Source organism: Ideonella sp. WA131b (assembly GCA_023657425.1).
Taxonomy (GTDB): Bacteria; Pseudomonadota; Gammaproteobacteria; order Burkholderiales; family Burkholderiaceae_C; genus Rubrivivax.
On record JAGTJW010000001.1, the window covers coordinates 1,687,612 to 1,700,357 of the forward strand.

The window sequence follows — 12,746 nt, forward strand, 5'->3', positions numbered from 1 at the left end:
GGTTTCGATCACCGTGGGCCCGCACGCCGGCTTGCACAATGCGGGGACGATGCCCGTCCATCCCGAGGAGACCGCATGACGCCACGAAACGCCGCCCGCCGACATCTCCTGGCCGCCGTCGCGACCATCGCCTGCACCGGCGGCTGGCTTGCCGGCGCCGCCACCGCACAGCCGGCCTGGCCCAGCCAGCCGGTGAAGATCCTGGTGGGTTTCCCGGGCGGCAGCACGCCGGACATCTCGGCCCGGGCGCTGGCCGACGCACTGGCCAAGGCGTGGGGCCAGCCGGTGGTGGTGGAGAACCGCCCGGGTGCCGGTGGCAACCTGGCTGCCGACGCCGTGGCCAAGGCCACCGACGGGCACACGCTGGGCGTCGTCATCAACGGCAACCTGACGACCGCCAAGCCGCTGAACCCGCGCCTGCCCTTCGACCCGGACAAGGACTTCGCCGTGATCTCGCTGCTGGCGACCGCACCGCTGGTGCTGGTGACCCCGGCCGAGCAACCCCAGGGCACGGCTTGGCTGGCGGCCGCGCGCGCCGCGGGCGACAAGTGGAGCTACGGCTCGGTGGGCATCGGCTCGGTGGGCCACCTGGGCGGCGAGCTCGTCAACGGCGCCATCGGCGGCAGCGCCGTGCACGTGCCTTACAACGGCAACCCGGCGGTGCTCACGGCCCTGCTGGGCGGGCAGATCCAGCTGGCGCTGGTGCCGCCGGGGCTGGCGCTGCCCCAGGTGCGGGCCGGCAAGCTGCACGCCATCGGCGTGACAGGCCCGAAGAGCGAACTCGCGCCGGGCGTGCCGGCCCTGGCCGACCTGGGCGTGCGGATGCCGCCGCTGGAGGTGTGGAACGCGCTCGTCGCGCCAGCCGGGATGCCACGCGCCGCGCTGGAGCGGCTGGCGCGCGACGTACCGGCGGTGATGAAGGAGGCCGAGACGCGCCAGCGCTTCCTGGCCGGCGGCTGGGAGCCCGTGGGCAGCGACGCCGCCGCAGCCGCGGTGCGCGTGCAGGCCGAGGCGCGGCTGCTCGGCGAGATCATCACGCGGCGCGGCATCAGGCTGGAGTGAACGCCATGGCCACGCCCGCCCCCATCGACTTCTGGTTCGACTTCTCGTCGCCCTACTCCTACGTCGCCTCGGAGTGGATCGACGCGCTGGCCGCTCGCCACGGCCGCACCGTGCGCCGCCATGCCATCCTGCTGGGCGCCACCTTCCAGGCCGCGGAGCTGAAGTCGCCGGTGTCCTACCCGCTCAAGCGCGAGTACTCGCTGCACGACTTCGCACGGTCCGCCCGCTTCCACGGCGTGCCCTACATGCCGCCGCCGGTGTTCCCCATTCCCACGCAGAACGCCGCCCGCGTGTTCTGGTGGCTGGCCGCCACGCAGGGCGGCAGCGAGACTGGATCGGCGGCAGCGCGATGGGCGCGCGAGGGCCTGCGCGCTGTGTTCACGCGCGGTGTGGCGCTGCACGAGGCGGCGGCCCTGAAGGCCTACGCCGCCGAACAGGCCCTGGACGCCGATGCCGCCGAAGCCGTCTGGAACGATCCCGCCTGGAAGGCGCGCCTGAAGCAGGCCAATGACGAAGCGGTGGCCAGCGGCATCTTCGGCGCGCCCTTCTTCCGCATCGACGGCGAACCCTTCTGGGGCAACGACCGGCTGCCACAGATGGAGCGCTGGCTCGCCCACGGGCCGTTCTGATCCGACCCGCATGGGGTGCTGTGTACCATGGGTGCGCCCGACGTTGACGCCAGCGTCGACGGACCACGAAAGCCCGCCTGCACAGCCAAGCCGGTGCCGGCCCGAGGAGACACGATGCCGGCGCTGACCAGCCAGATCAACCCCCGCTCCGACAGCTACAAGGCCAGCGCCGAGTGGATGGGCGGCCTCGTCGACGATCTCAACCGCCAGCTCGCACGCACCGCGCTGGGCGGCGGCGAGGCTGCGCGGGCCAAACACCTGGCGCGCGGCAAGCTGCTGCCGCGCGACCGCGTGGAAGGCCTGCTCGACCCCGACACGCCCTTCCTCGAACTCGCGCCGCTGGCGGCCCACGGCCTGTATGACGACGCGGCGCCCGGCGCGGGCGTGATCGCCGGCATCGGCCGCGTCCAGGGCGTGGAGTGCGTGATCGTCTGCAACGACGCCACCGTCAAGGGCGGCACCTACTATCCGATGACGGTGAAGAAGCACCTGCGGGCGCAGGAGGTGGCGCGCGAGAACCGCCTGCCCTGCATCTACCTGGTGGACTCGGGCGGCGCCAACCTGCCCAACCAGGACGAGGTCTTCCCCGACCGCGAGCACTTCGGCCGGATCTTCTACAACCAGGCGCAGATGAGCGCCCAGGGCATCCCGCAGGTGGCGGTGGTCATGGGCTCGTGCACGGCGGGCGGCGCCTACGTGCCGGCCATGAGCGACGAGACCATCATCGTGCGCAACCAGGGCACCATCTTCCTGGGCGGCCCGCCGCTGGTGAAGGCTGCCATCGGCGAGGTGGTGAGCGCCGAAGACCTGGGCGGTGGCGACGTGCACACGCGCCTGTCCGGCGTGGCCGACCACCTCGCCGATAACGACCACCACGCGCTGGCCATCGCGCGCAACGTGGTGGCCAACCTCAACTGGCGCAAGCCCGGGCAGTTGAAGCTGCTGCCGCCACGCCCGCCCAAGGCAGACCCCACCGAGCTGCACGGCGTGATCCCCGTGGACCCGCGCAAGCCCTTCGACGTGCGCGAGATCATCGCCCGCATCGTCGATGGCAGCGAGTTCGACGAGTTCAAGGCGCGCTATGGGCAAACGCTGGTGTGCGGCTACGCGCACATCGAGGGCATGCCGGTGGGCATCGTCGCCAACAACGGCGTGCTGTTCAGTGAGAGCGCCATGAAGGGCGCGCACTTCATCGAGCTCTGCTGCCAGCGCAAGGTGCCGCTGGTGTTCTTGCAGAACATCACCGGCTTCATGGTCGGCCGCAAGCACGAGGCCGAAGGCATCGCCAAGCATGGCGCCAAGATGGTGACGGCGGTGGCCACCGCCACCGTCCCGAAATTCACGGTGATCATCGGCGGCAGCTTCGGCGCCGGCAACTACGGCATGTGCGGCCGCGCCTACTCACCCCGCTTCCTCTGGATGTGGCCCAACGCGCGCATCAGCGTCATGGGCGGCGAGCAGGCGGCCAGCGTGCTGGCCACCGTCAAGCGCGACGGCATCGAGGCCAAGGGAGGCGACTGGAGCGCCGACGACGAGGCCGCGTTCAGGAAGCCCATCCTCGAGCAGTTCGAGCGCCAGGCCCACCCCTACTACGCCAGCGCCCGGCTGTGGGACGACGGTGTCATCGACCCCGTCGACACGCGCCGCGTGCTGGCGCTGGGCCTGAGCGCCAGCCTGAACGCGCCCATCCCCGAGCGGCCGCAGTTCGGTGTGTTTCGCATGTAGTGTATGATGTGTGCACTTCGCATTCATCACACACATCGAGTCTCACGCACCATGCGCACCAACATCGACATCGACGACGAGCTGATGGCCCAGGCCATGGCCGCCGGGCCGTACACGACCAAGAAAGACGCGGTCGAGGCCGGACTGAAGCTGCTGGCGCGCCAGGCGGCCTACCGCGAGATCCTCAAGTGGCGCGGCAAGCTCAAGTGGGAAGGCGACGAGTCCATCGACTGGACGCAGCCGGCCGACGAGCCTGCAGCGGCAACGGCGGTGCAGGAGCCTGCGCCGGCCGACTTCGGAAAGCCCGGCCGTGCTCGTCGTTGATTCCAGCGTCTGGATCGACTTCTTCAACGACGCCGATCACCCGGCGGTCGGGTTGCTGTCGTTGATGCTGGACCGTGGCGAGGTGCGCATCGTCGTGCCTGACCTGGTGCTCTACGAGGTGCTGCGTGGATTCCGGCATGAAGCCGACTACCGGGCCGCCAAGCGGATGATGGAAAGCCTGCACGTCGAGGACACCGCCAGCGCGGCGCTGGCGCTGGCCGCCGCCGGCCACGACCGCAGCCTGCGCGCCCAGGGCATCAGCGTGCGCAGCAGCATCGACGTGCTGGTGGCCGCCTTCTGCATCGAGCACGACTACGCGCTGCTGCACCGCGACCGCGACTATGTGGCCTTCGAGCAGCTGCGCGGCCTGCGGGGCTGGCGCCACTGAACCATGAGCACCCTCGAGATCCTGCGCCCGCGGCCCTGGGTCGCCGAGGTCTGGCTCAACCGGCCCGAGGTGCGCAACGCCTTCAACGACAGCGTCATTGCCGAGCTGACGGCCACGTTCCGCGCACTCGGCGCCGATGCCAGCCTGCGCGCCATCGTGCTGGGCGGCCGCGGCAAGGCCTTCTGCGCCGGGGCCGATCTCTCCTGGATGGCGCGCATGGCCGGCTACAGCTGGGGCGAGAACCGCGCCGACGCCGCCGCGCTGGCCGAGATGCTGCACACGATCTGGGCCTGCCCGCTGCCGGTGCTGGGCCGCGTGCACGGCGACTGTTATGCCGGCGGCGTGGGCCTGGCCGCGGTGTGCGACGTGCTCGTGGCCGCCGACACGGTGAGCTTCTGCCTCAGCGAGGCGCGGCTGGGCCTGCTGCCGGCCACCATCGGCCCCTACGTGGCGCGCGCCTTGGGCGAGCAGGCCTCGCGGCGCTACTTCACCACCGCCGAGCGCTTCGACGCGCAGCGCGCCGCCGCGCTGGGGTTCGTGCACGAGTGCGTGCCGCCAGAGCAGCTGGACGCCACCTGTGCCGGCATCGTCGACGCCTGGGTGGCCAACGGCCCTGCGGCCGTGCAGGCCTGCAAGCGGCTGGTGCAGGACGTGGCGGGCCGGCCGATGGACGCCGAACTGCGCGCCGAGACCGCGCGCCGGATCGCCGACATCCGCGCGAGCGACGAGGGCCGCGAGGGCGTCGCAGCCTTCCTGGCCAAGCGCGATCCGGCCTGGCGGGCGTGAAGCCGGCCTTGACCATGCCGATCGCGCCTGTCCTCTCCGATCCCTGCTTGCGCAGGCGATCTCACCGCGGGAGCCCGAGATGTTCCAGAAGATCCTGATTGCCAACCGTGGTGAGATCGCCTGCCGCGTGGCCGCCACGGCGCGCAGGCTGGGGGTGCGGACGGTGGCCGTGTACGCCGATGCCGACGCCGACGCGGCCCACGTGCGGGCTTGCGACGAGGCCGTGCACGTGGGCGGCAGCGCGCCGCGCGAGAGCTACCTCGTCATCGAGCGCATCCTGGCCGCGGCCCGGGCCACGGGCGCGCAGGCCATCCACCCCGGCTATGGCTTCCTGAGCGAGAACGAAGCCTTCGCCCAGGCCTGTTCCGAGGCCGGCATCGCCTTCATCGGCCCGCCGGCCAGCGCCATCGCGGCCATGGGCAGCAAGAGCGCGGCCAAGGCCTTGATGGAACAGGCCGGCGTGCCCCTGGTGCCCGGCTACCACGGTGCCGACAACGACCCGGCGCTGCTCGCGCGAGAGGCCGGGCGCATCGGCTATCCGGTGCTCATCAAGGCCAGCGCGGGCGGCGGCGGCAAGGGCATGCGCCGCGTCGACCGGCCAGAGGACTTCGCGGCCGCCCTGGCCAGCTGCCAGCGCGAGGCGGCGGCCAGCTTCGGCAGCGACCACGTGCTGGTGGAGCGTTACGTCACGCGCCCTCGGCACATCGAGATCCAGGTCTTTGCCGACGCACACGGCCACACCGTGCACCTGAACGAGCGCGACTGTTCGGTGCAGCGCCGCCACCAGAAGGTGCTGGAGGAGTCGCCCGCGCCGGGGCTGAGCGCCGATCGCCGTGCCGAGATGGGCGCCGCCGCCGTGGCGGCGGCCCGGGCCGTGGGCTACGTGGGCGCGGGCACGGTGGAGTTCATCGCGGAGCCGGAGGGCGACGGCGACATCCGCTTCTACTTCATGGAGATGAACACGCGGCTGCAGGTCGAGCACCCGGTCACCGAGGCCGTCACGGGCCTCGATCTCGTGGAGTGGCAGCTGCGTGTGGCCAGCGGCGAGCCGTTGCCGCTGCGCCAGGAGCAGATCGCCCTGCGCGGCCACGCCATCGAGGCCCGCATCTGCGCCGAGAACCCCGACGCCGGCTTCCTGCCCGCCACCGGCACGCTGCACGTGGCGCGCTGGCCGGCGCACGTGAGCTTCGAGCGATCAGGCGCGCTGCCGCGCGTGGACAGCGGCGTGCGCGAGGGCGATGCCATCAGCCCGCACTACGACTCGATGATCGCCAAGCTCATCGTGTGGGGGGAAGACCGCCACCAGGCGCTGGCCCGCCTGGCCGACGCGCTGGCGCAGACGCACATCGTGGGTCTGGCCACCAACGTGGCCTTCCTGCAGCGCGTGGTGGCCAGCCGCGCCTTCGCCACGGCCGACCTCGACACCGCCCTCATCGAGCGCGAGCGGCCGGCGCTGTTCGAGGGGGCGGTGCTCGACGCCGCCTGGGCCGCTGCTGGCGTGGCCGCGTGGCAGCTGGCTGCCGAAGCCGCACTCGAAGACGAAGACCCCTGGAGCCGCCGCGACGGCTGGCGGCTGGCCGGCGGCGCGCGCCGACGCATCGTGCTGCTGCGCGGCGAGCAGCCGCTCGACGCGGTGCTTGAGCGGCGCCACGACGGCCGCGCCGTGCTGGAGCTGGGCGCCGAGCGCCATGCCTTCACGAGCCGCGCGCTGGGGGACGGCCGCTTCGACGTCACGCTCGCCGGCACCCGCGCGACGCTGGCCGTCTACCGCGTGGGCGAGCGCTACGCCGTCTACGCCCCCACGCGGCCCGGCGGCAGCGCGCTGCTGCTGGCCCACGACCCGCTGCGGCACGCCGCCGACGGCGCCCGCGAGGGCGGCCGACTGGCCGCGCCGATGCCGGGCAAGGTGATCGCCTTGCTGGTGAAGGCCGGCGATCCCGTCGCCCAGGGCCAGGCGGTGGCGGTGATGGAGGCGATGAAGATGGAGCACACGCTCGCCGCCCCGCACGACGGCCGCGTGGCCGAGCTGCTGTACGCCGTGGGCGATCAGGTGGCCGAGGGTGCCGAACTGCTGCGGCTGGATCCGGGCTGAACCCCGCCACCCGGAGCGTTAGCCCCGTTACAGTTGCAACCCGTTCGCAAGCCAGCCCCGAATCCGGAGCCATCCCCATGCTGCCCACCCGCGTGACCCTGTGCGACGTCGGCCCGCGCGACGGCCTGCAGAACGAGGCCCGCCCCGTGGCTGCCGCGGCCAAGATCGGCCTGGTGCAGCGCTTGCAGGCCGCCGGCCTGCGCGAGATCGAGGTCACCAGCTTCGTGAGCCCGAAGTGGGTGCCGCAGATGGCCGACAACACCGAGGTGCTGATGGGCCTGTCCCGGCCCGCGGGCGTGCGCTACGCCGTGCTGACCCCCAACCTGAAGGGCCTGGAAGGCGCGCTGGCACTGCCGGCCGCCTACCGGCCGGACGAGGTGGTGGTGTTCGGCGCCGCCAGCGAGGCCTTCAGCCAGCGCAACATCAACTGCAGCATCGACGAAAGCCTGGCGCGCTTCGCCCCCGTGGTGGCCGCCGCACATGACGCGGGCCTGAAGGTGCGGGCCGCGCTGTCCTGCGCGCTGGGCTGCCCCTACCAGGGCGCGGTGAGCGCCGATGAGGTCGAGCGCGTGGTCGTCGGCTTCAAGGCCATCGGCGCGGACCACATCGGCATCGCCGACACCATCGGCGTGGGCACGCCGCGCGCCGTGCAGGCCGCCATGGAACGGGCGCTGAAGCACTACCCGCTGGCAGAGGTGAGCGGGCACTTCCACGACACCTACGGCCAGGCGCTGGCCAATGTCCTGGCCTGCCTGCAGATGGGCGTGCACACCTTCGACGCCAGCGTGGCCGGCCTGGGCGGCTGCCCGTATGCCAAGGGCGCCACCGGCAACGTGGCGACGGAAGACCTGCTGTTCATGCTCGACGGCATGGGCATCGAGACCGGCGTGGACCTCAACGCACTGGTGGATGCGGGCGCGTGGATCAGCGGCGTGCTCGGCCGGCCCCCGGCCTCGCGCGTGGCGCGGGCGCTGCTGGCCAAGCGCGGCGTGGCTGCGGCGCCGGGAGCCCACGTGCTGCAGGATCCCGCGCCGTGATCAGCGCCCCGGTGCCCAGCCCCTGTGTCAACGTGTGCCGCATGAACGAGGCCACCGGCCTGTGCGAGGGCTGCCAGCGCACGATCGACGAGATCGCCTGCTGGACCCTGTTCGACGACACCGAGAAGCGCGAGATCTGGCGGCTGCTCCCCAAGCGCCGCGCCGCCCAGGGTGGTGAACCGCCGGCCGCGGCATGAAGCGCATCGTCTTCCATATCGACCCCGTCTCGCCCTTCGTGCACCTGGCGTTCATGCGCCTGCCCGAGGCTCTGGCCGGCTGCAGCGTCGAAGTCGAGATCCGGCCGGTGCTCTTTGCGGGCCTGCTCAAGGCGCTGGGCAACAAGGGGCCGGCCGAGATCGAGCCCAAACGGCAGTGGACCTTCCGTCACGTGGCCTGGCTGGCGCAGCAGCACGGCATCCGGCTCGACGTACCGGCGCAGCACCCCTTCAACCCGCTGCCGCTGCTGCGCTTGCTGCTGGCCGCCGGAGCCAACCGCCACCACACCGGGCTCGTGCTGCGCCACGTCTGGGAAGGCGGGCACGACGCCACCGACCCGGCCCGCCTGGCCGTGCTGCGCGAGGCCCTGGCCCCGCAAGGCCTGCCGCGCGATCCCGACGGCGAGGCCGTGAAGGCCGAACTGCGCGCGAACACCGACGCCGCGCTGGCCGCGGGCGTCTTCGGCGTGCCCAGCTTCGAGCTCGACGGCCGCGTCTTCTGGGGCCTGGACGCTCTGCCCATGCTGCGCGAGGCCGTCCTGGATGGTGCGTGGTTCGACGGCCCGGCCTGGGCTGCGGCCGGCACGCCGCGCCTCGGCGTCCAGCGCGGCTGACGCGCTGCCTGTCAGCGCCGCTTGTAAGCCTGGCATCAGCGCTGCGTCAGCGGGCGTTGGTTCCACGTCAGAGCCGGGTCAGAGCCCATGCGCAAAGTGGGGCCACTCGCCGCCGGTCGGTGGCGATGCCCTTCACCCAGGAGACAACACCATGGAGACGACCCTCGCGCAGCGCATCGCCGCGCACCCGTCGTACCGCGAACTGAAGGCCCGTCGCAGCAGCTTCGGCTGGTGGCTGACGGGCGCGATGATGGTCGTGTACTACGGCTTCATCCTGCTCGTGGCCTTCGACAAGCCCTTGCTGGCCAGCCGGCTCGGCGAGGGGGTGATGACGCTGGGCATGCCCATCGGGCTGGGCGTCATCGTCTTCACGGTTCTCATTACCGCGCTGTACGTGCGCCGCGCCAACAGCGAGTTCGACCGCCTGTCCGACGAGGTCCAGCAGGCGATGAGCACGCCCGCGCAAGGCCCGAAGGGCGGTGCCCGATGAGCCCCAGGAAACTCCTCATCGGCCTGACGCTGGCCGCCGCAGCGGGCATCGTGCTCGCCGCCGGGGCCGATCTCGGCCAGGCCCAGAAACAGGCCACCAACTGGACGGCCATCGGCATGTTCGGTGTCTTCGTGGCCTTCACGCTGTGGATCACCAAGTGGGCCGCCGCCAAGACCAAGAGCGCCGCCGACTTCTACACCGCAGGCGGCGGCATCACCGGCTTCCAGAACGGCCTGGCGATTGCCGGCGACTACATGAGCGCGGCGTCCTTCCTGGGCATCAGCGCGGCGGTGATGGCCAGCGGCTTCGACGGGCTGATCTTCTCGATCGGCTTCCTGGTGGGCTGGCCGGTGGTCACCTTCTTGCTGGCCGAGCGGCTGCGCAACCTGGGCAAGTTCACCTTTGCCGACGTGGCGGCCTTCCGCTTCCAGCAGACGCCGGTGCGCATGTTCGCGGCCAGCGGCACGCTGGTGGTGGTGGCCTTCTACCTGATCGCGCAGATGGTGGGCGCGGGCCAGCTGATCAAGCTGCTGTTCGGGCTGGAGTACTGGGTGGCGGTGGTCATCGTCGGCGGCCTGATGATGGTGTACGTGCTCTTCGGCGGCATGACGGCCACCACCTGGGTGCAGATCATCAAGGCCATCATGCTGCTGGGTGGCGCCACCTTCATGGCGGTGATGGTGATGGCGCAGTTTGGCTTCAGCCCCGAGGCCCTGTTCGCCAAGGCGGTGGAGATCAAGACCGGCATCGCCGCCAGCGCCGGCAAGAGCCCCGAGGAGGCCGCCAAGGCCGGCTTCAGCATCATGGGGCCGGGCGGCTTCGTGAAGGATCCGATCAGTGCCATCAGCTTCGGCATGGCGCTGATGTTCGGCACCGCCGGCCTGCCGCACATCCTGATGCGCTTCTTCACCGTGCCCAACGCCAAGGAAGCGCGCAAGTCGGTGCTGTGGGCCACCACGTGGATCGGTTACTTCTACATCCTCACCTTCATCATCGGCTTCGGCGCCATCACCTTCGTGCTCACGAACCCCTCGTTCCTCGATGCCAAGGGTGCGCTGCTCGGCGGCAACAACATGGCCGCCATCCACCTGGCCAACGCGGTGGGCGGCAACGTGTTCCTGGGCTTCATCAGCGCGGTGGCCTTTGCCACCATCCTCGCGGTGGTGGCCGGCCTTACGCTCAGCGGCGCCTCGGCGGTGAGCCACGACCTCTACGCCACCGTCATCAAGAACGGCAAGGCCGACCCGAAGGCCGAGCTGCGCGTCTCGAAGATCACGACCATCTGCCTGGGGCTGATCGCCGTGCTGCTGGGCATCGCCTTCGAGAAGCAGAACATCGCCTTCATGGTGAGCCTGGCCTTCGCGATCGCGGCCTCGGCCAACTTCCCGGTGCTCCTGATGAGCGTGCTGTGGAAGGGCTGCACCACCAAGGGCGCGGTGATCGGCGGCTTCCTGGGCCTCGTCAGTTCGGTGGCGCTGACCATCGTCTCGCCCGCGGTCTGGGAAGCCACGCTCGGCAACCCCAAGGGCAGCGCCTGGTTCCCGTACGCCAGCCCGGCCCTGTTCAGCATGACCATCGGCTTTGTCGGCATCTGGCTGTTCAGCGTGCTCGATGGCAGCAAGCGCGCGCAGGAAGACAAGGCCGGCTTCCTGGCGCAGCAGGTGCGTTCGGAGACGGGCATCGGCGCCTCGGGAGCCTCGGGTCACTGAGGCGGGACGTGAGGGTCCGGAAGGGCCCGAACGCCAGCCGAAGGACCGCCGTCGACTTCACGGCGGCGGGCATGAGCGCGATCTGACACCGGGCTGATCCCGGTCAGCCTTTCCCGCGGGGCCGCAAGCGACAGTTTGCGGCCCTTTGCCTTGTGCCCTTCATTCTTCGACGACGAGCCCCATGCACACCGCCGACCCGCAGCGGGAACTGCTGACCCTGGCCACGGCGCGTGTGCGCGACGCCTTTCTGCGCAAGCCACACTACGTGGATGGCGCGTCCGACCTCGTGAGCGTGTGCCGCGATCTCTCGCAACGCGGCCTGACGCAGGCGCTGGTGCGCGACCGCGCGGCCGACGGCGCCGAACGCATCGGCATCTTCACCACGACGGACCTTCGCGACGCGCTGCTGCACCCGTGCCCGCCGCAGCAGCTGTCGGTGCGCGAGGTGGCGCGCTTCGGGCTCGTGTCGGTGCCGGCCGAGGCCGACCTCTTCGAGGCGCTGTGGCTCATGGTCAAGCACCGTGTGCACCGGCTCGTCGTCACCGGGGCCGACGGCGCGGTGGTGGGTGTGTTGGGTCAGCTCGACCTGGTGAGCCTGGTGGCCAATCACTCGCACATGGCGGCGCTGCAGATCGACGAGGCCAACACGCTGGCCGAGCTGCGCGGGGCCGCGCGCCGCATCGACGCCCTGGTGGCGCTGCTGCACGGCGGCGGCGTGCGCATGGAGCGCATCGCCTCGGTGGTGAGCGAGTTGAACGGCCGGCTGCTGGCGCGGCTGTGGCAGCTGCTGGCGCCGCCGGAGCTGCTGGCCCAGAGCTGCCTGCTCGTGCTGGGCAGCGAGGGCCGCGGCGAGCAGATCCTCAAGACCGACCAAGACAACGCGCTCATCCTCGCCGACGGGCTGGCCCTGCCCGAGGCCGAGCTGGCCGCGGTGGCGCGCCGCGTGAGCGACGCACTCCAGCAGCTGGGCTGGCCGCCCTGCCCGGGCGACGTGATGATCACCAACCCGCTGTGGCGGCAGCCGCTGGCGGGCTGGCTCCGCACGCTCCAGGGCTGGGTGCGGGGCGATGCCGGCCCCGACGGGCCCATGCACCTGGCGATGTTCGCCGACGCCGCCGCCGTGGCCGGCGACGCGGCCCTGTTGCGGGCCGCTCGCGCGCCGCTCGTGCCGCTGGTGCAAGGCCACGACACCTGGCTGGCGCGCTTTGCCGCAGCCGCCGACCAGTTCGCCGAGCCGGGGAACTGGCTCACCCGGCTCACCCAGCGCGCCGCCGACGAGCCCATCGACCTGAAGAAGCTCGGCACCTTCCCCATCGTGCACGGCGCGCGCGCGCTGGCGCTGCAGGCCGGCATCGCCGAGACGGGCACCGCGGCGCGCCTGGCGGCACTGGCCGCGAACGGGGGGCTGGATGCCGCCTTCGCGCGCGACCTCACCGACGCGCTGCACCACTTCATGGCCCTGCGTCTGGCGCGTGGCCTGGCCGGCGAGACGGGCCCGGTGCTGCCGGCGCAGCTGCCCACGCTGGACCGCGAGGCCCTGCACGACGCGCTGGCCATCGTGCGGCGCTTCCGCGCCCACCTGCGCCAGCACTTCCACTTCGATGCGCTGTAGCCCGCCCGTTGAAAAGGGGCCTGGCGCACGCCTGGCCGGCCAGGCCGGGTTGGGCGAGGGCGC

Annotated in this window: 13 protein-coding genes; all 13 read left to right on the top strand. The window is 71.6% G+C overall.

Annotated elements, in window-relative coordinates:
• Positions 1-75 precede the first annotated feature (75 nt).
• The 13 genes from KA711_07720 (at position 76) to KA711_07780 (ending at position 12,683) form a co-directional block, all read left to right on the top strand.
• The gene (locus tag KA711_07720; protein MCM0608872.1) at positions 76-1,062 is read left to right on the top strand and encodes a tripartite tricarboxylate transporter substrate binding protein; all 987 of its coding nucleotides are present in this window, start codon (positions 76-78) and stop codon (positions 1,060-1,062) included.
• A gap of 5 nt (positions 1,063-1,067) precedes the next feature.
• Complete coding sequence (locus KA711_07725) at positions 1,068-1,691, top strand: 2-hydroxychromene-2-carboxylate isomerase (protein MCM0608873.1); 624 nt, start codon at positions 1,068-1,070, stop codon at positions 1,689-1,691.
• A gap of 114 nt (positions 1,692-1,805) precedes the next feature.
• On the top strand, positions 1,806-3,416 hold the full coding sequence (locus tag KA711_07730; protein ID MCM0608874.1) for a methylcrotonoyl-CoA carboxylase: 1,611 nt from the start codon (positions 1,806-1,808) through the stop codon (positions 3,414-3,416).
• Positions 3,417-3,467: 51 nt separating this feature from the next.
• Positions 3,468-3,740 (top strand): type II toxin-antitoxin system VapB family antitoxin, encoded by a 273-nt coding sequence (locus KA711_07735; GenBank protein MCM0608875.1) that lies wholly within the window; start codon positions 3,468-3,470, stop codon positions 3,738-3,740.
• Positions 3,727-4,128 carry a PIN domain-containing protein gene (locus tag KA711_07740; GenBank protein MCM0608876.1) on the top strand — a complete coding sequence of 134 codons (402 nt, stop codon included), beginning with the start codon at positions 3,727-3,729 and terminating at the stop codon, positions 4,126-4,128. The genes KA711_07735 and KA711_07740 overlap by 14 nt, the downstream gene beginning before the upstream one ends.
• Positions 4,129-4,131: 3 nt before the next feature.
• Positions 4,132-4,914, top strand: coding sequence for an enoyl-CoA hydratase/isomerase family protein (locus KA711_07745; protein ID MCM0608877.1), 783 nt, complete (start codon positions 4,132-4,134; stop codon positions 4,912-4,914).
• A gap of 79 nt (positions 4,915-4,993) precedes the next feature.
• On the top strand, positions 4,994-7,006 hold the full coding sequence (locus KA711_07750) for an ATP-grasp domain-containing protein (GenBank protein MCM0608878.1): 2,013 nt from the start codon (positions 4,994-4,996) through the stop codon (positions 7,004-7,006).
• Positions 7,007-7,083: 77 nt separating this feature from the next.
• Positions 7,084-8,043: a hydroxymethylglutaryl-CoA lyase gene (locus tag KA711_07755; protein MCM0608879.1), complete on the top strand. Its 960-nt coding sequence runs from the start codon at positions 7,084-7,086 to the stop codon at positions 8,041-8,043.
• Positions 7,926-8,240, top strand: a complete 315-nt coding sequence (locus tag KA711_07760) for a DUF1289 domain-containing protein (GenBank protein ID MCM0608880.1) — start codon at positions 7,926-7,928, stop codon at positions 8,238-8,240. The genes KA711_07755 and KA711_07760 overlap by 118 nt, the downstream gene beginning before the upstream one ends.
• Positions 8,237-8,872, top strand: coding sequence for a DsbA family protein (locus KA711_07765; GenBank protein MCM0608881.1), 636 nt, complete (start codon positions 8,237-8,239; stop codon positions 8,870-8,872). The genes KA711_07760 and KA711_07765 overlap by 4 nt, the downstream gene beginning before the upstream one ends.
• A gap of 151 nt (positions 8,873-9,023) precedes the next feature.
• Positions 9,024-9,362, top strand: coding sequence for a DUF485 domain-containing protein (locus tag KA711_07770; protein ID MCM0608882.1), 339 nt, complete (start codon positions 9,024-9,026; stop codon positions 9,360-9,362).
• Positions 9,359-11,071, top strand: a complete 1,713-nt coding sequence (locus KA711_07775; protein MCM0608883.1) for a cation acetate symporter — start codon at positions 9,359-9,361, stop codon at positions 11,069-11,071. Before KA711_07770 ends, KA711_07775 begins: the two co-directional genes overlap by 4 nt.
• A gap of 181 nt (positions 11,072-11,252) precedes the next feature.
• Positions 11,253-12,683, top strand: coding sequence for a CBS domain-containing protein (locus KA711_07780; GenBank protein ID MCM0608884.1), 1,431 nt, complete (start codon positions 11,253-11,255; stop codon positions 12,681-12,683).
• Positions 12,684-12,746 lie beyond the last annotated feature (63 nt).

Excerpts from the sequence above, each read along its gene's own strand:
- KA711_07720 (MCM0608872.1), top strand. The coding sequence starts at position 76 with ATGACGCCACGAAACGCCGCCCGCCGACATCTCCTGGCCGCCGTCGCG.
- KA711_07725 (MCM0608873.1), top strand. The coding sequence starts at position 1,068 with ATGGCCACGCCCGCCCCCATCGACTTCTGGTTCGACTTCTCGTCGCCC.
- KA711_07730 (MCM0608874.1), top strand. The coding sequence starts at position 1,806 with ATGCCGGCGCTGACCAGCCAGATCAACCCCCGCTCCGACAGCTACAAG.
- KA711_07735 (MCM0608875.1), top strand. The coding sequence starts at position 3,468 with ATGCGCACCAACATCGACATCGACGACGAGCTGATGGCCCAGGCCATG.
- KA711_07745 (MCM0608877.1), top strand. The coding sequence starts at position 4,132 with ATGAGCACCCTCGAGATCCTGCGCCCGCGGCCCTGGGTCGCCGAGGTC.
- KA711_07750 (MCM0608878.1), top strand. The coding sequence starts at position 4,994 with ATGTTCCAGAAGATCCTGATTGCCAACCGTGGTGAGATCGCCTGCCGC.
- KA711_07755 (MCM0608879.1), top strand. The coding sequence starts at position 7,084 with ATGCTGCCCACCCGCGTGACCCTGTGCGACGTCGGCCCGCGCGACGGC.
- KA711_07765 (MCM0608881.1), top strand. The coding sequence starts at position 8,237 with ATGAAGCGCATCGTCTTCCATATCGACCCCGTCTCGCCCTTCGTGCAC.
- KA711_07770 (MCM0608882.1), top strand. The coding sequence starts at position 9,024 with ATGGAGACGACCCTCGCGCAGCGCATCGCCGCGCACCCGTCGTACCGC.
- KA711_07775 (MCM0608883.1), top strand. The coding sequence starts at position 9,359 with ATGAGCCCCAGGAAACTCCTCATCGGCCTGACGCTGGCCGCCGCAGCG.
- KA711_07780 (MCM0608884.1), top strand. The coding sequence starts at position 11,253 with ATGCACACCGCCGACCCGCAGCGGGAACTGCTGACCCTGGCCACGGCG.